We start from the raw sequence: 25189 nt of genomic DNA, 5'->3' as shown, positions 1-25189 counted from the left end.
TCGGCTCCCACCTCATGGCCTCCCCCAAGATCTCGCTGCGCGGCGTCACCAAGGCCTTCGGGCCCAAGAAGGTGCTGCAGGGAATCGACCTCGACGTCGGGCCGGGCGAGTCGATGGTCGTGATAGGCGGATCGGGCACCGGCAAGTCGGTGCTGTTGAAATGTATCCTGGGCCTGATGCGGCCGGACAACGGCTCTATCAAGATCGACGGAGAGGAGACGAAGGACCTCACCGACCGCAGTCGGGCGCGTGTCATGCGCAAGTTCGGCATGCTGTTCCAGGGCGGTGCGCTGTTTGATTCGCTGCGCGTCTGGGAGAACGTCGCCTTCGGCCCCATCCAGAGCGACGGCATGCCCGTCGAACAGGCCCGCGAAGTCGCCGTCGCCAAGCTGGGCGCGGTCGGTCTGGGCCCGGAGATCGGCGAGCTCTTTCCGTCGGAACTGTCGGGCGGCATGCAGAAGCGCGTGGCGCTCGCCCGCGCCATCGCCCGCGAGCCCGAGATCATCTTCTTCGACGAGCCGACGACCGGCCTCGATCCGATCATGGCCGACGTCATCAACGACCTGATCGTGAAATGCGTCAGCGACCTTGGCGCCACGGCGATCTCGATCACCCATGACATGGCCAGCGCCCGCAAGATCGGCCATCGCATCGGCATGCTGCACGAGGGTAAGCTGATCTGGCAGGGCCCGGTCGCCGACATCGACCGCTCCGGCAACGCCCATGTCGACCAGTTCATCCACGGCCGGGCAGAGGGTCCGATCCGGATGCAGGTCCGGAAACTCTGACCGTGGCCCGGCCGCTCAAACGCTACGTCTGCCAAGCCTGCGGCGCCGTGACGACCAAGTGGAGCGGCCGCTGCGAGTCCTGCGGTGAGTGGAACACGATCGTCGAGGAATCCGCGCCCGCACCGGGTCCTGCCGGGGGCGGACTGGCGCGCGGCGGCAAGGGCCGGCTGCTCGACTTCACGGGACTCACCGGCTCGACGCCGCAGCCGCCGCGCCTCAGGAGCGGCATCAACGAATTCGACCGGGTGTGCGGCGGCGGTCTGGTCGTCGGCCAGGCGCTGCTGATCGGCGGCGATCCGGGTATCGGCAAGTCGACCCTGTTGCTGCAGATGGCGGCGGCACTTGCCAAACAGAACACCGCCTGCGCCTATATCTCGGGCGAAGAGGCTGTCGACCAGGTGCGGCTGCGGGCCGAGCGGCTGGGACTGGCCGACGCGCCGGTGCAGCTGGTCGCCGCGACGTCGGTGCGTGACATCGTGGCCTCGCTGGAGCGGCCGGACGCACCGAAGGTGGCGGTGATCGATTCGATCCAGACTATGTGGCTCGACACTGTCGATTCGACCCCGGGCACGGTCACCCAGGTGCGTGCCTCGGCGCAGGCGCTGGTCGAACTCGCTAAGCGTCGCGGCATCGCCGTGCTGCTGGTCGGCCATGTCACCAAGGACGGCGCCATCGCAGGCCCGCGCGTGCTCGAGCACATGGTCGACACGGTGCTCTATTTCGAGGGCGAGCGCGGCCACCAGTTCCGCATCCTGCGCACGGTCAAGAACCGCTTCGGCCCGACCGACGAGATCGGCGTCTTCGAGATGTCGGACCGCGGCCTTTCGGACGTCGCCAATCCCTCGGCCCTGTTCCTCGCGGAGCGACGCGGCCACGTCTCGGGCGCCTGTGTCTTCGCCGGGATCGAGGGTACGCGGCCGGTCCTGGTCGAGATCCAGGCGCTGGTGAGCCCCTCGTCGCTCGCCACACCGCGCCGTGCCGTCGTCGGCTGGGATTCGAACCGCCTCGCCATGGTTCTGGCCGTGCTGGAGGCCCGTTGCGGGGTCACGGTCGGCGCCAACGATGTCTACCTGAACGTGGCGGGCGGGCTGCGGATCGGCGAGCCTGCCGCCGACCTCGCCGTGGCCGCCGCCGTCATCTCCTCGCTCGCCGACGAGCAGGTGCCGGGCGACATGGTGGTGTTCGGGGAAATCGGACTCGGCGGCGAGGTCCGGCCGGTCGGGCAGCGCGAAGCCCGGTTGCGGGAAGCGGCCAAGCTCGGCTTCCGAAGTGCACTCATACCGCAGGTTCGCAGCGGATCGGGGCCTGCCCCGCGCGCGCCCGAGGGCATCGCCATTGACGAAATTGAGCATCTGTCGGACCTTGTGGCGCGTTTCCAACCGGCCGATCGGCCACTAAAACGTGGCCGGCGCGAGGGGTCCCCCGAAGGGTCCGGGGGCCGTCGCCGCGATCAGGATCAGGACTAGGGCAACAGGGTCGATGGAACAGCTGGGAATTACCGTTTTCGATGTCGCCGTGATCGCCATCGCCGTTTTCGGGGCGGTGATCGGCCTGTCCACGGGCTTTGCCCATGCAGTCCTGTTCATCGCCTCCTGGATCGCCGCGGGCTGGGTGGCCTGGCGCTTCTCCAAGGTCGTCGAGCCGGAGGTCCTGAAAGTCGTCGGCAGCGCCGAGCTTTCGTATTTCATCTCCCTGCTGGTCGTCTTCGTGGCCGCCCTGATCGTGCTGATCATGCTGACGAGCGTGCTCTCCCGCTCGATCCGGTCGAGCCCGCTCGGCAAGCCCGACAAGATCCTCGGAGCAGGCTTCGGCGTGCTGTGCGCCTGGGCTGCCATGGGCACGGCCTTCCTTTTCTACGGCTATCTGGGCCCGCGTCAGCTGCCGCCCGCCGTCGAGGGTGCGGCCAGCTTCCCGATGATCCGCGAAATGGCGACCTTCGTCGAACCGCATCTTCCCACGGGCTTCCGCAACCGCCTGCAGCGGCCGGGAATGGAAAGCGGCGTGATTACGGCGCCGACACGGACATCGCCTGCCCCGTCGGACGCGGCGCCGGCCACGGCTCCCGCGACCCCGGCGGCGCCGTCGACCGCCCCGGCAGCCCCGGGCGAAACCAAACCGCCGCAGTGAACGATCCTTGATAGCCTTGGGGCGACACCCCAGCTATAACCCCGCCGTGCTTAGCACCCCGAAACGCTCCGACGACACCCTCGAGGACAAGTTTCACGAGGAGTGTGCGCTGTTCGGCATCTACGGAACGTCCGATGCCGCCGCTCATACCGCGCTGGGCCTGCACGCCCTGCAACATCGCGGCCAGGAAGCCTCCGGTATCGTCACCTTCGATGGCCGGGTTTTCCACAATCATCGCGCCGCCGGTCTGGTCGGCGACATTTTCGGCACCCAGGCCGTCATGGAGAAGCTGGTCGGCTACTCGGCGATCGGCCACAACCGCTACGCCACGACGGGTGGTTCCTCGGACCGCAACATCCAGCCGATCTTCGCCGACTTCGACTTCGGCGGGCTCGCCCTGGCGCACAATGGCAACCTCACCAACGCCTACCTCCTGCGCAAGGAACTGGTGCGGATCGGCTGCCTGTTCCAGTCGACCACCGATACCGAAGTCATCAATCACCTGATCGCCCGCTCCAATTACTCAACCGTCGTCGACCGGCTGATTGATGCGTTGGGCAGGGTCAAGGGCGCCTACTCGCTGCTGCTGCTGACGAACGAAGCCCTGATTGGCGTGCGCGACCCGCTGGGTGTGCGCCCGCTGGTGATCGGCCGTCTCGATGATGCCTGGATGCTGGCTTCCGAAAGCTGTGCGCTCGACATCATCGGCGCCCGCTTCGTACGCGACGTCGAGCCGGGCGAGATCGTGATCGTGGACGGCAACGGCCTGCGCTCCATCAAGCCGTTCGCCAAACAGAAGCGCCGCTTCTGCGTGTTCGAGCACATCTACTTCGCGCGACCCGATTCGAAAGTCGAAGGCATCGGCGTCTACGACGCGCGCAAGCGCATCGGCATGGAACTGGCCAAGGAAAATCCTGTCCCGGCCGACGTCGTCGTGCCCGTTCCGGACTCCGGCGTGCCTGCGGCGATCGGCTATGCTGCCCAGTCGGGCCTGCCGTTCGAGCTCGGCATCATCCGCAATCACTATGTCGGGCGCACCTTCATCGAGCCGGCCGACCATATCCGCCATCTCGGCGTGCGCCTGAAGCACAATGCCAACCGCGCCCACATCGAGGGCAAGCGCGTGATCCTGGTCGACGATTCGATCGTGCGCGGCACGACTTCGATGAAGATCGTCGAGATGGTGCGCAATGCCGGCGCCAAGGAAGTGCATATGCGCATCGCGGCGCCACCGACCACCGATCCCTGCTTCTACGGCATCGACACACCGGACAAGGACAAGTTGCTGGCTTCCCGCTACGACGTCGCCGGCATGGCGAAGTTCATCGGCGTCGATTCGCTGGCCTTCGTCTCGATCGACGGCCTCTATCGGGCGATGGGCCTGCCGGGGCGCGACGCAGCCGATCCGGCCTTCTGCGACGCCTGCTTCACCGGCGACTATCCGATCGACCTCGACGACGTCACCGGCGTCGAGGATCGCCAGCTCTCCCTCCTCGTCGAATCGGCCTGAGTTCCCATCGATGACCGAAGCCGCCGTCGGCCGCCTCGCCGGACGCGTTGCGCTGATCACCGGTGCCTCGCGCGGCCTCGGTGCGGCAGCCGCCCTCGCCTATGCCCGGGAAGGCGCGCATTGCGTGCTCGTCGCCCGCACGGTGGGCGGCCTGGAGGAAGTCGACGACCGCATCAAGGCCGTCGGCGGTACAGCCACGCTTGTGCCGCTCGACGTCACCGACGGTCCGGGCATCGACCGGCTGGGCCAGGCGCTGTTCGACCGCTTCGGCCGCCTCGACGTGCTGCTGGGCAATGCCGCGATCCTCGGCACGCTCTCGCCGATGGGCCATTTCGAGCCCAAGATTTTCGAGCAGGTGATGGCGGTGAACGTCACCGCCAACTGGCGTCTGATCCGCTCGATGGACCCGCTGCTGCGCCGCTCCGATGCCGGCCGCGCCATCTTCGTGACCTCGGGCGCCTCGCGCCGGATCATCCCCTACTGGGGCGCCTATGCCACGAGCAAGGCGGCGCTCGACATGATGGTCGGCATCTATGCCGCCGAAGTCGCGCACACGCCGGTGAAGGTCAACCTCTTCAACCCGGGCCCGATGCGCACCTTCATGCGCCGCGAGGCTTTTCCGGGTGAGGACGAGGCCCAGCAGATCCCGCCCGAGGCGCACGGCGAATCGCTGATCCAGCTGGCGATGCCGAACTGCATGCTGAACGGCGAATGGGTCGCCGGCGACCAGGCCCTGCAGCACCGCCCGAGCGTCAATTAAGGGCGCTGCTGCTCCAGTCCGGCCGGTTTGACCGGCCGAACATTCTTCTTTCCTACTCGGCGGCCATGTCCATCGTTGCCAGAACCTTCGGCGGCGACATCGGCAGGCTGTAGAAACGGCGTCCGAGCGCGTCGTAGATCGCGTTCGACACGGCAGCCAGCGGCGGCACCAGTGGCACCTCGCCGACCCCGCGCACGCCCTGGGGATGTTTCGGATTTGGGATCTCGAGGATCACCGAATCCAGCATCGGCAGGTCGGAGCTGACCGGCATGCGGTAGTCGAGGAAGCTCGGATTATCGAGCTTGCCTTCCTTGTTGAAGATGTATTCCTCACTCAGCGCCCAGCCGATGCCCTGCGCTGCGCCGCCCTGGATCTGTCCTTCGACATAGCTGGGATGGATGGCGCGGCCAACATCCTGGAAGGCCGTGTAGCGCAGCACGCGCACGATGCCGAGATCGGGGTCGACCTCGACGTCGCAGATGTGCGTGGCGAATCCGCCTTCGGCGCCCGTCGTGTTGAGCTGCTGGCCGGCGCCGATCGGCCCACCGGTGGCGCTGGCCTGGGCCGCGATCTGGCCGAGGCTGAGCGGCTCGAACTTGCCGGCATTGTCGCCGGCCGGACGGGCCTCGCCGTTCTCCCACACGACCGCGTCGGGATCGATCTTCCAGATCTTGGCCGCACGCTCGCGCAGCTGGGTGATGACCCGTTCCGTCGAGTGCGTCACGACCATGGCCGAGGCGTAGGTCACGCGGCTGCCGCCGGTCAGGTTGCTGAAGCCGATGACGCTGGTGTCGCCGATCAGCACCGAGACCTTCTTGTAGTCGATGCCGAGGAGCTCGGCGGTTATGTTGGCGGTCGAGGCGCGAGAGCCACCGATGTCGGGATGACCGGTGATCACCACCACCGTACCGTCCTCGTTGATGTTGACCTGCGCGCTCGATTCGCCGCCGGCGTTGAACCAGAAGCCCGAGGCCACGCCACGGCCGTACAGCATGCCCTTCCTGGCCTTGGGCAGCGGCGTCGTGTAGTGCGCGTGCTTCTTCGCCGCCTCGATCGTCTCGACGAAACCGATGCGCGGATAGACTGGCCCGTGCGCGGCCTTGGTGCCCTGCTTCGCCGCATTCTTCAGACGGAAGTCCAGCGGATCCATCTTCAGCGCCTCGGCCATCTCGTCCATGACGCACTCTACGCCATAGGCACCGATCGGCGCGCCGGGCGCGCGGTAGGCCGCGACCTTCGAGCGGTTGGAGACCACGTCGTAACCGAACGAGTGCACGTTCGGGATATCGTAGGGTGCAAAGGCGCAGCCCGCCGCGCCGCGGATGGGAGAGCCCGGCAGTGCGCCGGCCTGCAGGCAGAAAGTGCCCTGCGCGGCCACCAGCTTGCCGTCCTTGGTGGCACCCAGCTTGACCGTGCTGTAGGAGCCCGAGGTCGGGCCCGAGGCATGGAAGACCTCGGCACGGCTCATGGTCATCTTCACCGGGCGACCGGACTTCTTCGCCAGGATCAGGGCCAGCGGCTCCAGGTAGATGATGGTCTTGCCGCCGAAGCCACCGCCGATCTCGGCCGGGATTGCGCGGATGTCGTTCTGCGGCAGCCCCGTCAGGTAGGCGCACATGGCGCGGACCATGAACTGGCCCTGGCTTGAGCTCCAGATCGTGGCCTTGCCGTCGGAGACACTGACCAGGCAGGCGTGCGGCTCGATATAGCCCTGATGCACCGGCTGGGTACGGAAACTGCGCTCGATGACGACGTCCGCCTTGGCGAAGCCCTCGCCGACGTCGCCGAGCTTGTGCTCCAGGGTGCCCGCGATGTTCGAGGGCTTGTCCTTGTACTTGATGAAGTCGTGCAGGATGGGCGCGTCGGGCTTCATCGCCTCCTCGACGTCGATCACGAACGGCAGAACCTCGTACTCGACCTCGATCAGCTTGCAGGCTTCCGCCGCGATCTTTTCCGTGGTCGCCGCGACCGCCGCGACGGGATGGCCGGCGAACAGCGCCTTCTCCCGCGCCATGACGTTGCGGCACATCCAGCGCATGTCCTGGATGCCCAGCATCACCGACTTCTCGATCGGAAAGTTCACGATGTCCTTGGCCGTCATCACGGCCTTCACACCTGGATGGGCTTCCGCCTTGCTGGTGTCGATCGACTTGATGCGCGCATGCGGATGCGGGCTACGCAGCACCTTGCCCCAGATCATGCCGGGCATGGTCGTGTCGGCGGCGTAGGCCGCACGGCCCGTCACCTTGTCGGCGCCATCGGGACGGATCGTGCGCTTGCCGATCCACTTGTTGTCGTTGGCGGTGTCGGTGCTCCCAGTCGTGCTCATCGTGCGGCCCTCATTTCGGCAGCGGTTTCCATCACGGCGCGGATGATCTTGTCGTAACCGGTGCAGCGGCACAGGTTGCCGGCCAGCCAGAACCGGACTTCGTGCTCGGTCGGATCGGGATTCTTCTCGAGCAGCGCCCTGGCGGCCATCAGGACGCCCGGCGTGCAGATGCCGCATTGGAGCGCCGCCGACTCGAGGAATTTTTGCTGTAGCGGATGCAGATCCTCGCCGGCCATGCCCTCGATGGTGCCGATCTTCTGCCCCTCGGCCTCGGCCGCCAGCATCAGGCAGGAGCAGACGATGCGTCCATTCAGGGTGATGGTGCAGGCGCCGCAGTCGCCGGTGCCGCAGCCTTCCTTGGCGCCGGTCAGGCCGAGCGGCCCGCGCAGCACGTCGAGCATGCTCTGGTCGGCATCGCAGAGGAATTCCTGCGGCTCGCCGTTGATCGTCGTGGAGACGTGAAGCTTTGCCATGGTCTTATTTTCCTCCCGCGCGTTCGGCGGCAATCAGTGCGGTGCGCTTCAGCAGGACGCCGGCGACCTTGGTGCGATAGGCAATGGTGCCGCGCTTGTCGTCGATCGGACAGCAGGCGGCGCTGCAGGCGGCCGCGGCCTTGGCCAGCGCTGCGTCATCGAGCTTCGAGCCGATCAGCGCCCTCGCCGCCTCCTCGACCAGCAGCACCGTCGGCGCGACGGCACCGAGACCCACGCGCGCGGCGGTGCAGGTGCCGTTGTCGATCGTCAGGCTGACGCCGCAGCCCACGACGGCGATGTCCATCTCTGTGCGCGGGATCATGCGCAGGTAGGCGTCGCTCGAGCCCTTCGGCCGCGACGGCAAGGTGAAGGAAACGACGATCTCGCCCGGCTCGAGGTTGAGGCGTCCCGGTCCCTTCGGCACCTTTTCGACCGGAAGCTCGCGACGCCCGTTCGGCCCCTGGATGGTGACGATGGCGCCGGCTGCGACCATGGCCGGCACGCTGTCGCCCGCGGGCGAACCGTTGCACAGGTTGCCACCCGGCGTGGCGCGGCCCTGGACCTGGGTCGAACCGATCAGGTTGGTGGCCTCGACCACGCCCGGCCAGACCTTGCGGATCTTGGGGTGTTCTCGCAGCACGGCACCCGATACGGCGGCGCCGATCCGGAAGCCCCCCTCCTTCGTCTCCTCGATCGTGGTCAGCTCGCCGATCTTCTTGATGTCAACGATCGTTCCCGGGGAAACGACCCCGTTGCGCATCTGGACCAGGAGGTCGGTCCCGCCGGCCAGGATTCGGCCGGTCCCCGCCGCCGCGGCAAACGCCCGGACCGCCTCGTCGAGCGTCTTCGGCGCTACGTAATGGACATCCATCGTTCTACCCCTTCATCCCGTCGGCGGCTGCGGCGCAGCTCGTTATTTCGACTTTGTTGGAATGAAGCCTAGGGCAGCAGGTCGGTTCGGGGCAAGGCGCCTCTGCGCCATCGGCCGCAATGCGGCCGGAGACATAGGTAGCCTCCTTGATCACTCTTTCTTCAACGCTCTCGGACATTGCCGGAGGCAATGTCCTGACGCTCCCCGGGCTGAGCTCCGCTCAGCGCTATCGTTGCGGCTTGCGGCGGCCCTCGTAGGGATTCTTCGGCTTGCGCATGCTGAGCCGGATCGGCACGCCCGGCATGTCGAAGTCGTCGCGCAGGCGGTTCGTCAGGAAGCGCAGATAGTCGGCGCCAAGCTCCTGCGGCTGGCTGACCGACAGGATGAAGGTCGGCGGCCGGCGCTTGATCTGGGTCATGAATCGCAGCCGGATGCGGCGGCCGTTGCTGGCGAGCGGCGGCGGATGCAGCGTCTCCATCTCGCGCAGCCAGCGGTTGAGCTTCGGCGTCGTGACCCGCTTGTTCCAGATCTCGTAGGTCTCGAAGACCTTGGGCAGCAGGCGCTCGACGCCGCGTCCCGTCAGCGCCGAGAAGCCCACGATCGGCACATCCTTCACCTGGGCGAACGACGCCTCCAGCCGGTCGCGCAGCTTGCGCCACTGCTTGGACGCCCCCGACTGGTCATCGGCCAGCAGGTCAGTCTTGTTGACCGCGATCACCAGCGCGCGGCCCTCCTCGATCACCCAGCCGGCGATGTTGAGATCCTGCTTCTCGGCCATGTCGGCCGCATCCAGCACGACCACCACGACGTCGGCCAGCCGAATCGTGTCGAGCGAGTCGGCCACCGAGGCAGCTTCCAGCTTGGCATCGATGCGGCTGCGGCGGCGCATGCCGGCCGTGTCGACCAGGCGAACAGGGCGGCCGCGCCATTCCCATTCGACACGAATCGAATCGCGCGTGATGCCGGCCTCGGGCCCTGTCAGGACACGCTCCTCGCCGACCAGCCGGTTGAGCAGCGTCGACTTGCCCACGTTCGGCCGCCCGACGATGGCCAGCAGCAGCGGCCGGCCTTCGGGCACGTCCTCGAGATCGGGATCGCTCGCCTCGGCCCCGCCGGCCTCGTCCTCCTCCGGCATCGGCTCGATGTGCCGGCCGAGCGCCTCGTGCAGGTCGCTCAGTCCTTCGCCATGCTCGGCCGAGACCGGGATCGGTTCGCCGAGTCCGAGTCCGTGGGCTTCGGCGAGCCCCTGCTGGCCGGCGCGGCCCTCGCACTTGTTGGCGACCAAGATCACCTTGGCCGAACGCTTGCGCAGCCAGCTCGCGAAACTCTCATCGAGCGGCACGATGCCGGAGCGTGCGTCGATCAGGAACAGGACGACGTCGGACGACTCGATCGCGCGCTCGGTGAAACGCCGCATGCGCGCCTCGAGCGCCTCGCCGCCAGCGGTTTCCCAGCCTGCGGTGTCGAGCAGCGTGAAGGCGAGGTCGCCCAGCTGCGCGGGCTGCTCGCGAATATCGCGCGTGACCCCCGGCGTATCGTCGACGATCGCCCGACGGCGGCCGACCAGCCGGTTGAACAGCGTGGACTTGCCGACGTTGGGACGGCCGACGATGGCGACCCGGCGCAGCCCGTGGGTGTTTGGCCGATCTTCAGCGGAGGGCAATGAGTCGTCCGGAATCTGTGAGGACGTAAATCGTCCGGTTTGCAATGACCGGACCGAGGCGCACGCGGTCACGGAGGTCGACCTTGCCCATGACTTCGCCGGTGTAGGGGGAAATCGCCACCAGATCGCCCAGCGAGCTGGTCAACAGGAGGCGGTCACCCGCCAGCACCGGGCCGCCCCACAGGACCGGCACGTGCCTCTTGGCGTCCTCGTACCGGGTGAGCGGCGTGACCCAGCGCACCTTGCCGGTGTCGCGGACCATGGCCACCACGTCGGCATTGCCGGTCATCACGAAAAGGAAGCGGCCCGCCGTCCACGGCGTCTGGCTGCCCCCGATGTTGCGATCCCACTGGCGCTGGCCCGACCGGAGGTCGATGCCGGCGATCTGGCCGGCCGCGCCCATCGCGATCACGAGCCCGCGGTCGATCACCGGGCGGCCGCGAATGTCGGCCAGGTTGCCGAACGCCCGGATGTCGGCACGCGTGCCAATCAGCGTTTCGTTCCAGATCGGCCGGCCGTTGTCGGCCCGCAGCGCCACGAGCTCTCCCGACGTGAACGGCGCGACAACGGTATCGCCCGAGCCTGCCGGGCTGTTGCCACCGACATATCCCGAGGATTCCTGCAGACCGGGGAACTGCCAGAGGTCGGAGCCGTCGGAAGCGGCGAGCGCATGCAGCTTGTTGTCGATGGCGATGGCGTAGACCCGGTCGTTGAACACCAGCGGCGCTCCGCGAACCGGCGCACTGACGCCCGAGTGCCAGTCCTCCTTGCCGGTATTCGGGTCGAGTGAATAGACCATGGCGAAGCCCGTCGTGACGAAGAGCTTGCCACCGTAATAGGCCAGGCCGCCGCCGAATTCGTCGGTGTCACGCGCTTTCTCCGGAGACAGGGTGACCCGCCACAACAGCGCGCCGGTGTCGGCGTTGAAGGCCGAGACGGTGCCCTGCGCATCCTTGGCGAACACCTTGCCCTCCGCGACGACGGGCGGCGTCGTCAGGATGCGGTTCGAGCTGCTGCCCGAGCCGACGTCAGCCGTCCAGATGATCTGCGGCGACGTCCCGACCGCCAGGTTGTGCATGGCGTTGTTGGCAAAGCCACCGGACTGCGGCCAGGATTCATTCACCGTCGGCGGCGGCAGTACGACCTGCATGTTCGCGACATCGCTGTCGGGCTCGAGATCCTTGCGATCGCCCAGCACGGAAATCCGCTCGCCCGGCAGTGCCGTCTTCTTCTTGTCGAAGATATCGCAGCCGGAAAGGGAGACCACCAACAGGACGGCAGCGAGAAGGAAACGGGGATCGACCACGCGCAATACGCTCGACATCGGACTACTTCGCCTCCGCGCCGCCATGGAGATTGAGCATTGCCGAGACGCGCTGCGAAGCGCCCTGCGGCACGGCCGGATCCTTGGCGATCTCGTTCCACAATTCCTTCGCAAGCTTGGTATCGCCCTTACGCACGGCCAACATTGCCTGCAGTTCGCGCACGCTCAGCCGGAACGGGCGGCCCGGCGCCGCGAGCGGCTCCAGCCTGGCGACCATCTCCTCGGCCTTGGGCGTGTCGATGCTCTTGAACGCGGCGATCACCAAGGCGAGATCGGTGAGTTCCGTCGCCGACAGGCCTGGGGCCACCGCGGAAAGCGCGGTCACCTGCTCCTCGAGCGTGGGGCGCAGCTGCGCAGCGGTGAGAGCGGCCAGCGAGCGATAGGGTTGAAGGGCGTTGGCCGCCTGCTTTTCCAGCTCGGCGCGCGCCGCGGCAGGATCCGTCTGGATTTGCGCCAGAGCTGCCGAATAGGCGGCGCTCGCGGCGGCACGCTGCGCCTGATCATACTGGCGCCACCCCACGAAGCCCGTGACGGCGACGACGATCACGACGGCGCTCGCCACCACCCAGGTGCCGTAGCGACTCCACCACTCCTTCATCTCGTCCTTGCGGACGGCCTCGTCGATCTCATGGAACGCGGCGGAGTCGGACACAGAGTGCTCCCGGAATATCGCGGAATATCAACAGCTTCAGCGGCGGTTCATAGCCCCCCGTCCGAGCTTTGGCAAACAACCGAATGGGGGCGCAGGACGCTTTACCCCCACAGGCGGTTCTGCAAGAATTCACATCACTGACATGTTCGAAGTCGCGGTGGCATGACCAACCTGTACCGTTTGGCCGATCAGCGAGCCCGGCGCCGCATCGTCTCGTTCGAGAAGCGGGAACTGTCGCGGCTTCTCGGTCTGTACAGCATGCGTGTGGCAACCGGAGAATGGCGCGACTACGCCATCGATTTCCGGCCAGGTATGGCGATCTTCTCGATCTTCCGCCACACCGCCGAGCAGCCGCTGTTCGCCATCGCCAAGGTGCCGGGCGGCGGTAGTGGCGGCTCCTACATGGTCTACAACGGACCGCGCAAACTGGCGCACGGCGAGACGCTCGAAGACGTGCTGTGCGTCTTCGAGCGCAAGCTCAAGCTGCTGCGGGGATAGTGCTACTTCTTCGGCGTGGTCGCCGCGCCGATGCCGGCACCGACCGCGGTGCCAACCAGAACCGGCGCCACCAGCGGCCAGCCCGCAATCGCACCGACGGCCAAGCCCGTACCCGCGCCGATGCCGCCGCCTGTCACGGCGCGTTCACCCCAGGTATCGCCGCAGGCGGCAACGGAAAGAGCGAGCGGCAGGGCGAAAAGCGAAACAGCGATCTTCATTTTGGACCTCGAATAAATGAGGGGAGCCGCGATAGCAGCCTTCAGAAATCAATTATCGTGGCCAAGCAAGGCCTTATGACTTGATCTTTCGCGATTTCCTTCGAAATGTCAATTATATCAATTATCTAATTGAATTATAATAGATATTTGGCATTTTCCTCATCGCAAGCGCCGAGCGCCCCGGCCGCGACCGTGGCAGCCCGACAGCACGAGCGCCCGCCCAAGCCTGCTTGACCGCGGCCGAGGCCGCCTAGGCGAGGGTCTCGTACTGCTCGGGCTTGAAGCCGACGAACAGCCTGCCGTCGGACTCGAGCACCGGTCGCTTGATCATCGAGGGCTGCGCGACCATCAGCGCGATCGCCCTGCTCTCGGTGAGCCCTTCCTTGTCCGCGTCGGGCAGCTTGCGGAAAGTCGTGCCTGCGCGGTTCAACAAAACCTCCCAGCCAACCTTGGCGGCCCAGCCTTCGAGCCGGCCGCGCTCGATACCGGCCGTCTTGTAGTCGTGGAAGTCGTAGGCGATCCCCCGTTTGTCCAGCCAGGCGCGCGCCTTCTTCATCGTGTCGCAGTTCTTGATGCCGTAGATCGTGGTCATGCATCGAAGATCCCGAACTCAAGGCTGCGCGTCCAGTCCCTTCCCGATCCGGCACCGAAAGGCCAGCAGGCCAAGGGGGTGTAAGCGTGTCCTGTGCGGAAGCTCACGATAATTTGCGCGGAGGCCTGAAGCGCGCGCGCACCAGCCCGATGCGCGCCAACACGGCACCCGCCACTCCCCTGATCCCGTCGCTTCCGGCTATTGGCGGGAGCCCATCGGACCGCCAAGCGGCTCGACGATCGCCGCGGGGTTTGCTTAAAGTCCGCCCATGCCTATCGAGTACACGATCGATCACGAAAAGCGCTTCGTCCATGCCCGGGTGATGGGGGTCATCGCGCTGAAGGACGTCGAGGCCTTCACCGATACCGTCGTGGCTCAGAACGCACTTACCTATCGCAAGCTGTTCGATGGCAGCCAGGGCGACGGGACCTATGACGACCAGGACGTCATGGCCCTTGCTGCGCGCGCGGCAGCCTACGCCAGCCTCGCCAATCGCGGACCTCTTGCGCTGATCCCCCGGCCTGGCCTTGGCGCCGACCTGGCCCGGCGCTTCATCAATCTGGGCAAGTTTACCGGACAGGCCAAGATTTTCGATTCGGTCGACGAAGCCCTGGAGTGGCTCCACTCTCAGCCCGACGGCAGCGACGCCTGATCAGGACGCCGCGGCGGTGTCGCGCCCCAGTCGACGAAGTGAAACAGGCACCTGATCGTCCTCGGCCGGCTGATAGACAACGCTGAACAGGGTCCGCGCCCGGGCGAGCGCCTCGCCGAACCCCTTCTGCTCGCTTTCGAAGGAATCGAACCCGCAACGGAGCATGAAGGCGATCTGGTCCTGAAGAACACCGCCGGTGGCACGCAACTCGCCGCGGTAACCGAGCCGGCCGCGCAACAGACGCGCCTGACTGTACGCGCGACCGTCGCTGAACCTGGGGAACTCGAGCACGATCAGGCGCAGGCGGCCGACATGGGGTGCCAGATCCTCGACCGGATCTGTGTTGGCCAGCGACGCCGCCGGCCACTCGGGCCGCTGCTGCCACTCGCTGAACGGCAGGGCAACGTAGGACGCGGGCAGACCCGCTTCGCTATACAGAGCCATAGACTCTCTCCTTGAAGGGCTGGGCGCCGATGCGCCGGTAGGTATCGACGAAGCGCTCGCCCGTCTGGCGGGCGTCGAGATAGGTGGCGACCAGGGCATCGACCGCCTCGACCACCTTGTCGGCCGTCACGGCCGGCCCGAGGATCGCGCCGATCGCCGTCCTGCCAAAGTCGACGTCGCCGCCGAGGCTGATCTGGTAGAGCTCGACGCCGTTCTTATCGACGCCGAGGATGCCGATGTGGCCAACGTGATGATGGCCACAGGCATTGATGCAGCCCGAGATCTTGATCTTCAGGTCGCCGATATCGTGTTGCCGCGCGAGGCTCGCGAAATGGTTCGAGATGCGCTGCGCCACCGGGATCGAACGCGCATTGGCCAGCGCGCAGTAGTCGAGTCCCGGGCAGGCGATGATGTCGGTGATCTTGCCGACATTGGCTTCCGAGAAGCCCAGAGCCGTCAGCGAGCGGTAGACCTGCGGCAGGTCGTCCACCGCGACGTGCGGAAAGATCAGGTTCTGCTCGTGGCTGACCCGCAGCTCGGCCTGGCTGTAGGCCTCGGCGATGTCGGCGACCCCGTCCATCTGGGCGGCGCTGGCGTCGCCCGGGGGCGCACCGGCGGGCTTCAGAGAAGCCGTCACGATGGCATAACCTGGCACGCGATGCGGCGCGACGTTGGACTTGAGCCACAGAGCGAAGTGCGGGTCGGTGAAACGCTGGGCTTCGACCAACCCTGAAGTCGCGGGCCGCGGCGGCAGTTCGGGTGGTGCGAACTGGCGCGCGATGGCCTCGATGGTCTCCATCGGCAGCCTGAGTGCGCCGTCGCGGTTCGCGGCATACTCGGCCTCGACCTCCTCGCGCATCTTCTCCACGCCGACCTCGTGCACCAGGATCTTGATGCGGGCCTTGTAGAGATTGTCGCGACGACCGTAGCGATTGTAGACGCGCAAGGTCGATTCGAGATAGGCGAGCAGCTCTTCCTTCGGCAGGAACTCGCGCAGCGTCTTGCCGATCATCGGCGTGCGGCCAAGGCCGCCACCCACGATGACCTCGAAGCCGACTTCGCCCTGCTCGTTGCGCCACAGGCGCAACCCGATGTCGTGCACGCGCACGGCGGCGCGGTCGTTCGGCGATCCTGTGATGGCGATCTTGAACTTGCGCGGCAGGAAGGTGAACTCGGGGTGCAACGTCGACCATTGGCGCACGATCTCGGCCCAGATGCGTGGATCCTCGATCTCGTCGATCGCCGCCCCCGCATAGTGGTCGGCGGTCACGTTTCGGATGCAGTTGCCTGAGGTCTGCATCGCATGCATGTCGACTTCGGCCAGGGCCGCCAGCGCGTCGGGTGCGTCCTCCAGCTTGATCCAGTTGAGCTGCAGGTTCTGTCGCGTCGTGAAGTGACCGTAACCACGATCGTACTTGCGCGAGATGTCTGCCAGCTTGCGCAGCTGGCGCGACGACAGCGTGCCGTAGGGAATGGCGATCCGCAGCATGTAGGCGTGGAGCTGCAGGTAGAGGCCGTTGTGCAGACGCAGCGGCTTGAACTGCTCCTCGGTCAGCTCGCCCGCCAGCCGGCGGCGCACCTGGTCGCGGAACTGGTCGACGCGCTCGGAGACGAGCGTGCGATCGTAGTCGTCGTACCGATAGAAATGGGTATCAGGCATAGCGCACCGCATCGGCCGCGATGGCATCGAAGGTGAGGCCCGAGGCGCGGATCTTTTCCCGCAACGACAGCGGCTCGATCGTGCCGTCCTCGTCCTCGGTCACTGCCACAAGGAACGGTTCGACCACGCTGAAAGCCTCGACGCGTGCACGCTCCAGCAGGATCTCGGCGCTGCGCTTGTCGCGCGAGATCGCGGCATGCTCCAGGCGATCGGTCCACTGTCCGGCCTCGTCGAGCCAGACCACCATGCCGTCGACCAGACGGTTGGCAGATGCGACCTGCAGGTCGCCGCTAAGATTCTTGGCCATCAGGACACCTTTGCGAGCGAAGGTTTTTGGGACGCTGCGGCATAGGCCGCGACGTCGCCCACGATGATGAGGCTGGGGCCGGCCGCGCCGCTTTGGGCGTGGGCGGCGGCGAGCCGTGCCAGGTCGCCGAGCCGGCCGGTCGAAACAAGCTGGTCGGGCCGCGTGCCGTTCTCGACGATCGCGACCGGCGTGGAAGGATCGGCGCCGGCGCCCAGCAGACGGTCGCGCACGGCGGGAGCTTCCGTGGCGCCCATGTAGATGGCGAGCGTGTGGCCTTCGCCGACGAGCGATGCCCATGCCGGCTGCCTGCCGTCCTTGGCGCTGTGCCCACTGACGAAGGTCACCGCCGAGGCGCGGCGGCGGTGGGTGAGCGGAATGCCGGCCGACGCCGCGCAGCCCAGCGCGGCGGTGATGCCCGGCACGACCGTGTAGGCAAGGCCGGCCTCGCGTAGCGCATCGACTTCCTCGCCGCCGCGGCCGAAGACGAACGGGTCACCGGCCTTCAGGCGCACCACGTTCTGGCCGGCGCGCACGCGGCGGACCAGCTCGGCATCGATGTCTGCCTGGGCCCAGCTCGGACGGCCCTTGCGCTTGCCCACGGAGACGATCTCGGCGTCGCGCCGCGCCCGCGCCAGCACCGCTGGCGGCACCAGATCGTCATGCAGGATGGCGTCGGCTTCCTGCAGGAGCTGCGCTGCCCTGAGCGTCAGGAGATCGGGATCGCCCGGCCCCGCGCCCACGATGTGGGCGATGCCGGACGGCGTCATCTGGCGGCGCGCCGCATCGAGGTCGCCGAGCGCCACGCGGCGCGCACCGGCCTCGTCGCCGGCCAGGGCCAGGCGTGCCGCCGGTCCCTCGACCAGGCGGCGGAAGAAGGCGCGACGATGGGCGGGGTCGGCGATCAGCGCATTGACTTGCGCCCGGAAGGTCGTCGCGAACCGGGCGAGCACGCCCAGCCGCTCCGGCAGCGCCGCCTCGATCCGGCCACGCAGCACCGTCGCAAGGGTGGGCGACGCCCCGCCGGTCGAGATCGCCACGACCACACCGTCCCGATCGACGATGGCGGGCATGATGAAGTCGCAGAGCGCCGGCCGGTCGGCCACGTTCACCGGAACGCCGGCGGCCTTCGCCTGCCGATACGCGGCGGCGTCGGCGGCTTCATCGCCGGTGGCCACGAAGGCTGCCACGGCGCCCTGCAGATCCTTTGCGGTGACCGAACGGGCGTCGAGCCGGCGCACATCGGCGCCCGCGGAGCGCACCAGCTCGACTCGCAAGTCCGCCTTCGGACCCTCGCCCACCACCGCGACCTTGCGCCCGGTGAGATCGAAGAAGAGCGGCAGGTGCTTCACGACACGGCCACCCGCAGGACGATGTTGAGGGCGAGCATGCCGGCGGCCTGCGAGACCGACAGGACCCACAAAGCAGCTTCGGAACGGGGAATGAACTTGGACATGCGGTTACCGCCTTTGATCTGGCGATATCTCGCACATTAGCCATGAGTTGAATTTCCGAAGGTTCTCCGGAAGGAAGCAATTCCTGCCGTTCAAGGCCTCCGGAAGGAAATTTTTATCGCCCTTGAAGCGGCCCTCGCCGCCCCCAAATCACTGTCGTTCCCAGCGCCCATCCGGGGCTGGGACATCCAACATCGCTCAAGAGAGGATGATCAATATGCGTACTGTCGACTATTCCCCGTTCTATCGCGCCACCGTTGGTTTCGACCGGGTCTTCGACCTGCTCGACTCGGTGGCCAGCCAGTCCGGCGCCAACGGCTATCCCCCGTACAATATCGAGAAGGCTGGCGATAACGCCTACCGGATCGTGATGGCGGTTGCAGGCTTTGCCGAAGCCGAGCTGAACGTGACCCAGAAGGAGAACGAGCTCCTGGTCACCGGCCAGGCTGCGCCGACCCAGGGCCAGGACGAGAAGCAGTATCTCTATCGTGGCATCGCCGGCCGCAACTTCGAGCGCCGCTTCCAGCTTGCCGACCATGTGAAGGTCACGGGTGCGAAGCTCGCCAACGGCCTGCTCACGATCGAGCTGCAGCGTGAGATCCCGGAGGAGAAGAAGCCCCGCGCGATCCCCGTCCAGGCCGGTAGCGGCCAGGCGGCCCTCACCCACTAAGCAGGCAGCAGCCTGCTGTCTCCGAAGGGGCGCCGCGGGACACCGCGGCGCCCTTTCTTTGTCTTGAGGCCTGACTTACGGCCAGCGCGTCGCTCTACTTTGCGTACTTGCCCGTGAGCTGCGGTGTGTGCGGGCCCTCGCCGCCCTTCTCCTTGTGCTGGAGGCGCGTAGTGCGGGCCCAGGTGCGCTTCAGCTCGTCCTTCACGCTGAATTTCAGCGTGCCGATCTTCTCGACCGTCAGCTCGATCTTGTCCCCATCCATGAATGAATGGAGACCGCGATGGTTGGTGCCGGTCGCAACGATGTCACCGGGCTCCAGCGTATGGATTGAACTCACCCACTCGATGATGCGCGGGATGTGATGCGCCATGTCGGAGGTGTTGAACTTCTGCATCACGGTGCCGTTGTTGGTCAGCGTGATGTTCAGGTTCTGCGGATCGGCGATCTCGTCGGCGGTGACGATGCACGGGCCGATCGGCGCGAAGGTATCGCGCGACTTCATCTGGAAGAAGACGTTGCCCGGCGGCGGCAGGCCGCGGGCCGAACCGTCGATGAAGCAGGTGTATCCGAAGATGTGCTTGAAGGCGTCGGCCTGCGTCGCCCGCGTGGCGCGCTTGCCGATGACCAGCGCCATCTCCGCCTCGCCTTCGAAGATCGTGGCCGGCGCATCGGGCAGCACCATCGTGTCGCCGTCACCGATCACCGCGGTCGCGGCCTTGTGGAAGGCGTTGATGGCGGGCTTCTCCGGCAAGGTGCCGTCTTCCATGTAGTTCACCGCCATGCAGACGATGTTGCCGGGCTTCGGCACCGGCGGACGCAGCTTCACGCCGGACACCGGCACGCCTTTGCCCTCGGCGGCGGCCTTCTCGACCTTCGCCTTATAGGCGTCCCACCTGGCGATCAGGCCGATGATGAGATCCCGCGAATCGAGATGCGGGATGTCCTTCACGGCGTCGGTCACGTCGACTACCTGGTCGCCCTTGATGACGCCCAGGCGATAGTCATTGAAATAACAGATCTTCACTTCTTCTCTCCCTCTACGAAAATTCGACGGCGACGGCAGCGAACACGGTTTCCACCTTTTCAGGGTCGGACGGCGGGTCTAGCGTTCCTCCAAAGAACGGAGGAAACAATGGCCGTAATCAAGGCTGCGGAATTTGCCTGGCCCCGGACGGAAGCGCCCGATCTCGATGAGATGGAGGAGTTCCTTACCCATTTCGGATTGATCCGCGCCGAGCGCACACCGACTGCACTCTACATGCGCGGCACCGACGATCATCATCACCTTCATGTCGTGCACAAGGGCGGTACGAAGTTCATCGGCTTCGCCTACCACGCCGCCGACGAGGACGATCTCGAGCGCCTCTCCCGGTTGCCCGGCGCCTCGGGCATCGAGACAATCGACGAGCCGGGCGGTGGCAGGCGCGTGCGCCTCACCGAGCCCAACGGGTACCAGATCGAAGTCGTGTCCGGGCAGAAGCGCGTGGAACCGATCAAGGTCGCCCGCGACGAGCACAACACGGCCCGCGAGCCCGGCCGCCGGGTCGGGCGCGTGATGCGCCTCGGCAAGTCGCCCACATCGATCCAGCGCATCGGACACGGCGTGCTCTCGTCGCCCAGGGTCACGGACACCGTAGCCTGGTTTCGCGAGACGCTGGGCATGATCCGCTCCGACGACGTCTATGCCGGGACCGCGGACAACATCATCGGATCGTTCAACCGGCTCGATCGCGGCGACGCCTATGTCGATCACCATGTCTTCTTCTGCAATCACAATCCGAAGGCCGGCCTGAACCACGTCTCCTACGAGGTTCAGGACATCGACTGCGTCTTCCAGGACCACGAGTACATCAAGCGCCTCGGCAAGTACGACCATATGTGGGGCATCGGTCGCCACCTGCTGGGCAGCCAGGTCTACGATTACTGGTGCGATCCCTGGGGCCGCGTGCATGAACGCTGGGCCGACACCGACCGCCTGAACGCGGCCAATGGCGGCAACCTGCTCAGCGCCGAGGAAGGCTTCCAGTCGCAATGGGGCGACCGGCCGCCGGACCGTTTCCTGGGTCACGCCAGCCCCTGAGGCCGCGCCCTACTTCGTCTTGAACTTGTCGGGCAGGCGCTCCTCGTTGCCGAGCGCCACCTTGCGCACGCCCTCGCTGTCGGGGCTGGGCGGGAAGCCCTCGGAGGCGCGCGGCGCCGGCGTCTCCACGACCGTGTTCGAGAGGCGTCCGACTCCCGTCACCTCGATGTCGATCGTGTCGCCGGCTTCCAGCGGGCGGGAGTTGGCGGGCGTGCCGGTGAGCAGGATGTCGCCGGGGAGGAAGGTGATGTGGCGCGCCAGGTCCGCGATCAGGTAGCCGCAGTCGAAGATCTGCTCGCTGACCGCGCCTTCCTGGACCATCTTGCCGTTCTTGTAGCTGCGCAGTGTCGACTGGCGCACGTCGACGCCCGACACCAGGCCCGGCCCGATCGGGCAGAATCCGTCCATGCCCTTCACGCGCAGCATCGAGCCCGCGTCGGTGTCGCGGAAGTCGTGGCAGCCGAAGTCGTTGGCGGGTGCGAAGCCCGCGATGCAATCCCAGGCCTCCTCCCGGCTCACGTTCTTGGTGACCTTGGAGAAGACGACGGCCATCTCGCCTTCGTAGTTCACGTACTTGTAGCCCTTGGGCTTCACCAGCTCGCCCTTGTGCGCGTTGAGCGCGGTCAGCGGCTTCTGGAAGTAGGTCGGCGTCTTGGGCGGGGTGTGCGTATTGTTGAACTCGTAGTAGCGAGAAATGTAGTTCACATGGACGCACAGGATCTTGGTCGGATTGCACGGCGGCAGGTGAACGACGTCCTTCTCGTCAGCGGTGCGGCCGTCGGCGAAGACGATCCTGCCGTCCTTGAACTCGACCCAATAGGCGCTGCCATCCTTGATGACGTGGCGGATTTCCTTGCGCGGTCCCTCGAGTACGCTCATCTCACTTGACTCCCCTCACTGAACATCGAACCAGACATGGACATTGCCGGTACCGGCCGCGTTCTCGTACTCCGAGAGCTGCGTGCCGCGGGCACGGCAATCCCTGCCGCCCAGCGCCCCCATCATCTGCGCGTAGTGCGCGCCACGGCCTTCGTACTTGGCCGCCTCCAGCTCGGGAAAGCGGTCGAGTACCGTGTCGTGGCGCCCCTCCTTCCAGAGCTCCAGCACCTCCATGTCGAGCGCGCGGTTCTCCGGCTCCGACACGTTGTCGGGGTGCCAAACGCGCGGATGGGGGGGCACATGGTCGAGATCGTAGAACTTGTGGCTCATCGCGCCCGACGCCAGCAGCACGACGCGAGCATCGGAGCGCCGGATCGCCTCGCCGACGACCTCGCCCATCTGCAGGAAGTGCTTCAACCGGGCGGTCTGGCAGGTTCCGACGCTCAGCACCTTCTCGCCGCGCCCCAGGTAGTGGATCACGTTCAAGGTCGGGTAATGCATCGGCAGCGTCTCCTCGACGACGTTGCGCGCCGCGACCTTCCTCTCCTGCGCCACCTTCTCGACTTCGGCGGCCAGCGCCGGTGCACCGGCATGGTCGTACGGGAAGCGCGTCATCGAGAAAGGCAACTCGTCGGACGTGTAGCTGCCCTTGTAATGCGCCGCCCCCGCCACGAGATGCAGCGACGTGGTGAGCCAGTGCGTGTCGAACAGCACGAACGTGTCGGGCTTCACCTCGTCGATCTTCGCCCGCACGCGATCGAAGCCCTCGACCAGGTCGGAATCGCGACCGTTGCCGCGCTGGACGCGGATCTCCTTCGGCTGCACCAGGCCTGGATGGTGCGAGACGATGGCCGCGCCGACGATCTGCCCCATGACCTCAAGCCCCCTTCACCGCCTGGATGGCGCGCCAGACATTCTGCGCCGTGGCCGGCATGACCATGTCGCGGACGCCGAGCGGTGCCAGCGCGTCGATCACCGCATTCATGACCACAGGCATGGCACCCACCGTCCCCGCCTCGCCCGCGCCCTTGGCGCCCAGCGGATTGTATTTGGTCGGCACGGGGTTCGACTTGACCTCCATACTGCACATCATGTCCGCGCGCGGCATCGTGTAGTCGAGGAAACTCGCGGTCAGGAGTTGGCCGCTCTCGCGGTCCCACACGACCTGCTCGCCCAGGATCTGGCCAACGCCCTGCGCCACGCCACCATGGATCTGGCCCTTTAGGCCGATCGGGTTCATCACCGTGCCGACGTCGTCGACCACGGCATAGCGATCGAGCTTCACCTCACCGGTTTCAGGATCGACCTCCACTTCGCAGATGTGGCAGCCGTTGGGGTAAGTGTCCTTTTCGCCGAGATAGGTTGCGTTCTCGTAAAGGCCGCCCTCGAAACCGCTCTTGGGCCACTTGGTCGGGTTGAACGCCGCCATGGCGACGGCCTTCAGCGACACCGTCCTGTCGGTTCCCTTGACCTTGAAGATGCCGTCGGTGAATTCGATGTCCTGCTCGCCCGCCTCCAGGAGATGGCCAGCCAGCCGCTTGCCCTTCTCGATCACCTTCTCGGCCGCCATGAACAGCGCCGACCCGCCCAGCACCGTCGAGCGCGAGCCATTGGTGCCCATGCCGAAGGCCACACGATCGGTGTCGCCGTCGATGAACTGCACGTCGTTGGGATCGATGCCCAGGCGTTCGTTCAGGATCTGCTTGAACATGGTCTCATGGCCCTGGCCCTGGGCCTTCGTGCCCATCAGCAGCGCCGCCGTGCCGGCCGGGTTGAAGCGGATCTCGGCATATTCGGGCTGCGCCGTGCCAGCCGCCTGCTCGATGGCATTGATGATGCCGAGGCCACGCAGCTTGCCGCGCTTCTTCGACTCCTCGGCGCGCGCCCCGTAGCCCGCCACGTCGGCGAGCTTCAGCGCCATGTCCATGTTCTTCTCGAACTCGCCGCAGTCGTAGTAGGGTCCGACCGGGCTCTGATACGGCAGGGCCGCCTCCGACAGCATGTTCTTGCGCCGCAGCTCGACCCGGTCGACCCCCAGCTCGCGCGCCGCATCGTCGATCAGCCGCTCTATCAGGTAGATCGCCTCCGGCCGCCCGGCGCCACGATAGGGAGCCGTCGGATTGGTGTTGGAGAGGACACCGACGACATTGATGTAGGCTTTGGGGATCAGGTAGACGCCCAGCACCGTGCCGATCATGCCGAAGGGCGACAGCAGATTGCGGTCGGAGCCGACATAGGCGCCGATGTTGGCCAGCATGTTGAGGCGCAGTGCCACGAACCTGTTGTCCGCATCGAGCGCCAGCTCCAGCTCGCCGACATTGTCGCGGCCATGTTCGTCGGCCATCACCGCCTCGGAGCGCTCGCAGCACCACTTGACCGGCCGCAGGAGCTTGCGGGCGGCCCACAGGGTCAGGCGATGCTCGACATACTGCCATCCCTTGGTGCCGAAGCCGCCGCCGACGTCGCCCGTGATCACCCGCATCTTGCTCTCGGGAACCTTGAACACGTTCTGCGCCAGCATGTTGCGCACGCGATGGGGATACTGCACGTCCGCATAGAGCGTCATGCGGTCCTCGCCCTGGTCGTAGACGCCCAGCGTCCCGCGCGGCTCCATGTACTGGGCGTGTACGCGCGTGATGACGTAGCGGCGCCTGATGACCTTCGCGGCGCCCTTGATCGCCTCCTCGGTCGCCGCCTTGTTCCCGCGCTCGACGAAGTTGGAGATGTTGTCGGGACAGTCGTCCCAGACGGCCGGAGCCCCGGGCTTCACCGTGTCCTCGGTCAATGTCACCGACGGGATCGGCTCGTAGTCGATTTCGACCAGCTCGGCCGCATCCTTGGCCTGGGCCAGCGTGTCGGCGACCACCATCGCCACCGGGTCGCCGACGTAGCGCACCCGATCGACGACCAGCGCCGGCCGCTGCGGCGCGAACATCGGCTTACCGTCGGGCCGCTTCCTCGGCATGTTGGCCTTGGGCATGCCCAGCCCGTCGGCCACCACGTCGTGGCCTGTGTAGACGGCGAGAACACCGGGGGCCGCCTTTGCGGCCTCGGTGTTGATCGCGCGGATATTCGCGTGGGCGTGTGGAGAGCGAACGAACACCGCGTAGACCTGTCCGTGCAGGTTCACGTCGTTGACGAAGCGGCCCTGTCCGCGCAACAGGCGCGGATCCTCGAAACGCAATACAGGCTGGCCGATTCCATACTTGCTCATGAAGGTCTCTCCCGCGAACGCCTATCC

General features: G+C 66.4%; 25 protein-coding genes. 9 read left to right on the top strand and 16 right to left on the bottom strand.

Annotation, left to right across the window (positions count from 1 at the left end; genetic code table 11):
* The first annotated feature begins 14 nt into the window (after positions 1–14).
* The 5 genes from Q0Q48_RS06680 to Q0Q48_RS06660 are packed head-to-tail and all read left to right on the top strand — an operon-like array spanning position 15 to position 5185.
* Positions 15–788 carry an ATP-binding cassette domain-containing protein gene (locus Q0Q48_RS06680; RefSeq protein ID WP_295135822.1) on the top strand — a complete coding sequence of 258 codons (774 nt, stop codon included), beginning with the start codon at positions 15–17 and terminating at the stop codon, positions 786–788.
* Positions 789–790: 2 nt separating this feature from the next.
* Positions 791–2254, top strand: a complete 1464-nt coding sequence (radA, locus tag Q0Q48_RS06675) for a DNA repair protein RadA (protein WP_295135820.1) — start codon at positions 791–793, stop codon at positions 2252–2254.
* Between the two features lie 13 nt (positions 2255–2267).
* Positions 2268–2915, top strand: coding sequence for a CvpA family protein (locus Q0Q48_RS06670; RefSeq protein WP_295135818.1), 648 nt, complete (start codon positions 2268–2270; stop codon positions 2913–2915).
* Between the two features lie 46 nt (positions 2916–2961).
* The gene (purF, locus tag Q0Q48_RS06665) at positions 2962–4425 is read left to right on the top strand and encodes an amidophosphoribosyltransferase (protein WP_295135815.1); all 1464 of its coding nucleotides are present in this window, start codon (positions 2962–2964) and stop codon (positions 4423–4425) included.
* A 10-nt stretch (positions 4426–4435) separates the two neighbouring features.
* Positions 4436–5185, top strand: a complete 750-nt coding sequence (locus Q0Q48_RS06660; RefSeq protein WP_295135812.1) for an SDR family NAD(P)-dependent oxidoreductase — start codon at positions 4436–4438, stop codon at positions 5183–5185.
* A gap of 52 nt (positions 5186–5237) precedes the next feature.
* Here the strand turns inward: Q0Q48_RS06660 and Q0Q48_RS06655 are convergent, their stop codons facing one another.
* The 6 genes from Q0Q48_RS06655 to Q0Q48_RS06630 all read right to left on the bottom strand — a co-directional run bounded on the left by Q0Q48_RS06655 (position 5238) and on the right by Q0Q48_RS06630 (position 12497).
* Positions 5238–7514 (bottom strand): xanthine dehydrogenase family protein molybdopterin-binding subunit, encoded by a 2277-nt coding sequence (locus Q0Q48_RS06655; protein ID WP_295135809.1) that lies wholly within the window; start codon positions 7512–7514, stop codon positions 5238–5240.
* Positions 7511–7987, bottom strand: a complete 477-nt coding sequence (locus Q0Q48_RS06650; RefSeq protein ID WP_295135807.1) for a (2Fe-2S)-binding protein — start codon at positions 7985–7987, stop codon at positions 7511–7513. Before Q0Q48_RS06650 ends, Q0Q48_RS06655 begins: the two co-directional genes overlap by 4 nt.
* Before the next feature lie 4 nt (positions 7988–7991).
* Positions 7992–8858 carry a xanthine dehydrogenase family protein subunit M gene (locus tag Q0Q48_RS06645; RefSeq protein ID WP_295135804.1) on the bottom strand — a complete coding sequence of 289 codons (867 nt, stop codon included), beginning with the start codon at positions 8856–8858 and terminating at the stop codon, positions 7992–7994.
* A 226-nt stretch (positions 8859–9084) separates the two neighbouring features.
* Positions 9085–10521 (bottom strand): ribosome biogenesis GTPase Der, encoded by a 1437-nt coding sequence (der, locus tag Q0Q48_RS06640; RefSeq protein ID WP_295135801.1) that lies wholly within the window; start codon positions 10519–10521, stop codon positions 9085–9087.
* Positions 10508–11845 (bottom strand): PQQ-binding-like beta-propeller repeat protein, encoded by a 1338-nt coding sequence (locus Q0Q48_RS06635; RefSeq protein WP_295135799.1) that lies wholly within the window; start codon positions 11843–11845, stop codon positions 10508–10510. The genes der and Q0Q48_RS06635 overlap by 14 nt, the downstream gene beginning before the upstream one ends.
* A gap of 4 nt (positions 11846–11849) precedes the next feature.
* Positions 11850–12497, bottom strand: a complete 648-nt coding sequence (locus Q0Q48_RS06630) for a tetratricopeptide repeat protein (RefSeq protein WP_295135797.1) — start codon at positions 12495–12497, stop codon at positions 11850–11852.
* 162 nt (positions 12498–12659) lie between these two features.
* Between Q0Q48_RS06630 and Q0Q48_RS06625 the strand changes: the two genes are divergently transcribed.
* Positions 12660–12995 (top strand): DUF2794 domain-containing protein, encoded by a 336-nt coding sequence (locus Q0Q48_RS06625; protein ID WP_295135794.1) that lies wholly within the window; start codon positions 12660–12662, stop codon positions 12993–12995.
* Between the two features lie 2 nt (positions 12996–12997).
* Here the strand turns inward: Q0Q48_RS06625 and Q0Q48_RS06620 are convergent, their stop codons facing one another.
* A complete protein-coding gene (locus Q0Q48_RS06620) occupies positions 12998–13213 on the bottom strand; it encodes a bacteriocin (protein ID WP_295135791.1) in 216 nt (71 codons plus the stop codon).
* A 250-nt stretch (positions 13214–13463) separates the two neighbouring features.
* Complete coding sequence (locus tag Q0Q48_RS06615; protein ID WP_295135789.1) at positions 13464–13805, bottom strand: ArsC family reductase; 342 nt, start codon at positions 13803–13805, stop codon at positions 13464–13466.
* Between the two features lie 268 nt (positions 13806–14073).
* Between Q0Q48_RS06615 and Q0Q48_RS06610 the strand changes: the two genes are divergently transcribed.
* Positions 14074–14457: a hypothetical protein gene (locus Q0Q48_RS06610; protein WP_295135788.1), complete on the top strand. Its 384-nt coding sequence runs from the start codon at positions 14074–14076 to the stop codon at positions 14455–14457.
* On the opposite strand, the gene Q0Q48_RS06605 is transcribed toward Q0Q48_RS06610, so the two are convergent.
* Genes Q0Q48_RS06605 through cysG form a run of 4 tightly spaced genes read right to left on the bottom strand, consistent with a single transcriptional unit; the run spans position 14458 to position 18217 of the window.
* Positions 14458–14901, bottom strand: a complete 444-nt coding sequence (locus Q0Q48_RS06605) for a DUF934 domain-containing protein (RefSeq protein ID WP_295135786.1) — start codon at positions 14899–14901, stop codon at positions 14458–14460.
* Entirely contained in the window at positions 14888–16561 is a 1674-nt protein-coding gene (locus Q0Q48_RS06600) for a nitrite/sulfite reductase (protein WP_295135784.1), read from the bottom strand. The genes Q0Q48_RS06605 and Q0Q48_RS06600 overlap by 14 nt, the downstream gene beginning before the upstream one ends.
* Entirely contained in the window at positions 16554–16868 is a 315-nt protein-coding gene (locus Q0Q48_RS06595) for a DUF2849 domain-containing protein (RefSeq protein WP_295135782.1), read from the bottom strand. Before Q0Q48_RS06595 ends, Q0Q48_RS06600 begins: the two co-directional genes overlap by 8 nt.
* Positions 16868–18217: a siroheme synthase CysG gene (cysG, locus tag Q0Q48_RS06590; RefSeq protein ID WP_295135779.1), complete on the bottom strand. Its 1350-nt coding sequence runs from the start codon at positions 18215–18217 to the stop codon at positions 16868–16870. Before cysG ends, Q0Q48_RS06595 begins: the two co-directional genes overlap by 1 nt.
* A gap of 319 nt (positions 18218–18536) precedes the next feature.
* Between cysG and Q0Q48_RS06585 the strand changes: the two genes are divergently transcribed.
* Positions 18537–18989 (top strand): Hsp20 family protein, encoded by a 453-nt coding sequence (locus Q0Q48_RS06585; RefSeq protein ID WP_295135776.1) that lies wholly within the window; start codon positions 18537–18539, stop codon positions 18987–18989.
* A gap of 94 nt (positions 18990–19083) precedes the next feature.
* On the opposite strand, the gene Q0Q48_RS06580 is transcribed toward Q0Q48_RS06585, so the two are convergent.
* The gene (locus tag Q0Q48_RS06580) at positions 19084–20013 is read right to left on the bottom strand and encodes a fumarylacetoacetate hydrolase family protein (RefSeq protein ID WP_295135774.1); all 930 of its coding nucleotides are present in this window, start codon (positions 20011–20013) and stop codon (positions 19084–19086) included.
* Between the two features lie 108 nt (positions 20014–20121).
* On the opposite strand from Q0Q48_RS06580, the gene Q0Q48_RS06575 reads away from it, so the two are divergent.
* On the top strand, positions 20122–21069 hold the full coding sequence (locus tag Q0Q48_RS06575) for a hypothetical protein (protein WP_295135772.1): 948 nt from the start codon (positions 20122–20124) through the stop codon (positions 21067–21069).
* 9 nt (positions 21070–21078) lie between these two features.
* Here Q0Q48_RS06575 and Q0Q48_RS06570 read toward each other — a convergent pair whose 3' ends face one another.
* Genes Q0Q48_RS06570 through Q0Q48_RS06560 form a run of 3 tightly spaced genes read right to left on the bottom strand, consistent with a single transcriptional unit; the run spans position 21079 to position 25162 of the window.
* Positions 21079–21948, bottom strand: coding sequence for a fumarylacetoacetate hydrolase family protein (locus Q0Q48_RS06570; RefSeq protein WP_295135769.1), 870 nt, complete (start codon positions 21946–21948; stop codon positions 21079–21081).
* 15 nt (positions 21949–21963) lie between these two features.
* A complete protein-coding gene (locus Q0Q48_RS06565; RefSeq protein ID WP_295135766.1) occupies positions 21964–22821 on the bottom strand; it encodes a hypothetical protein in 858 nt (285 codons plus the stop codon).
* Between the two features lie 4 nt (positions 22822–22825).
* A complete protein-coding gene (locus tag Q0Q48_RS06560) occupies positions 22826–25162 on the bottom strand; it encodes a xanthine dehydrogenase family protein molybdopterin-binding subunit (RefSeq protein WP_295135764.1) in 2337 nt (778 codons plus the stop codon).
* Positions 25163–25189 lie beyond the last annotated feature (27 nt).

The organism is uncultured Reyranella sp. (assembly GCF_945957355.1).
Classification (GTDB): domain Bacteria; phylum Pseudomonadota; class Alphaproteobacteria; order Reyranellales; family Reyranellaceae; genus Reyranella.
The sequence above is the reverse complement of the archived record's forward strand: the minus strand, read 5'-3'. Positions and strand labels throughout refer to the sequence as shown.

Coding starts and splice junctions, on each gene's coding strand:
- Q0Q48_RS06615 (WP_295135789.1), bottom strand. CDS start 13,805: ATGACCACGATCTACGGCATCAAGAACTGCGACACGATGAAGAAGGCG.
- Q0Q48_RS06620 (WP_295135791.1), bottom strand. CDS start 13,213: ATGAAGATCGCTGTTTCGCTTTTCGCCCTGCCGCTCGCTCTTTCCGTT.
- Q0Q48_RS06560 (WP_295135764.1), bottom strand. CDS start 25,162: ATGAGCAAGTATGGAATCGGCCAGCCTGTATTGCGTTTCGAGGATCCG.
- Q0Q48_RS06635 (WP_295135799.1), bottom strand. CDS start 11,845: ATGTCGAGCGTATTGCGCGTGGTCGATCCCCGTTTCCTTCTCGCTGCC.
- Q0Q48_RS06650 (WP_295135807.1), bottom strand. CDS start 7,987: ATGGCAAAGCTTCACGTCTCCACGACGATCAACGGCGAGCCGCAGGAA.
- Q0Q48_RS06600 (WP_295135784.1), bottom strand. CDS start 16,561: ATGCCTGATACCCATTTCTATCGGTACGACGACTACGATCGCACGCTC.
- Q0Q48_RS06670 (WP_295135818.1), top strand. CDS start 2,268: ATGGAACAGCTGGGAATTACCGTTTTCGATGTCGCCGTGATCGCCATC.
- Q0Q48_RS06570 (WP_295135769.1), bottom strand. CDS start 21,948: ATGAGCGTACTCGAGGGACCGCGCAAGGAAATCCGCCACGTCATCAAG.
- Q0Q48_RS06625 (WP_295135794.1), top strand. CDS start 12,660: ATGACCAACCTGTACCGTTTGGCCGATCAGCGAGCCCGGCGCCGCATC.
- Q0Q48_RS06565 (WP_295135766.1), bottom strand. CDS start 22,821: ATGGGGCAGATCGTCGGCGCGGCCATCGTCTCGCACCATCCAGGCCTG.
- Q0Q48_RS06680 (WP_295135822.1), top strand. CDS start 15: ATGGCCTCCCCCAAGATCTCGCTGCGCGGCGTCACCAAGGCCTTCGGG.
- Q0Q48_RS06660 (WP_295135812.1), top strand. CDS start 4,436: ATGACCGAAGCCGCCGTCGGCCGCCTCGCCGGACGCGTTGCGCTGATC.
- Q0Q48_RS06655 (WP_295135809.1), bottom strand. CDS start 7,514: ATGAGCACGACTGGGAGCACCGACACCGCCAACGACAACAAGTGGATC.
- Q0Q48_RS06645 (WP_295135804.1), bottom strand. CDS start 8,858: ATGGATGTCCATTACGTAGCGCCGAAGACGCTCGACGAGGCGGTCCGG.
- Q0Q48_RS06585 (WP_295135776.1), top strand. CDS start 18,537: ATGCGTACTGTCGACTATTCCCCGTTCTATCGCGCCACCGTTGGTTTC.
- Q0Q48_RS06605 (WP_295135786.1), bottom strand. CDS start 14,901: ATGGCTCTGTATAGCGAAGCGGGTCTGCCCGCGTCCTACGTTGCCCTG.
- Q0Q48_RS06595 (WP_295135782.1), bottom strand. CDS start 16,868: ATGGCCAAGAATCTTAGCGGCGACCTGCAGGTCGCATCTGCCAACCGT.
- Q0Q48_RS06575 (WP_295135772.1), top strand. CDS start 20,122: ATGGCCGTAATCAAGGCTGCGGAATTTGCCTGGCCCCGGACGGAAGCG.
- Q0Q48_RS06610 (WP_295135788.1), top strand. CDS start 14,074: ATGCCTATCGAGTACACGATCGATCACGAAAAGCGCTTCGTCCATGCC.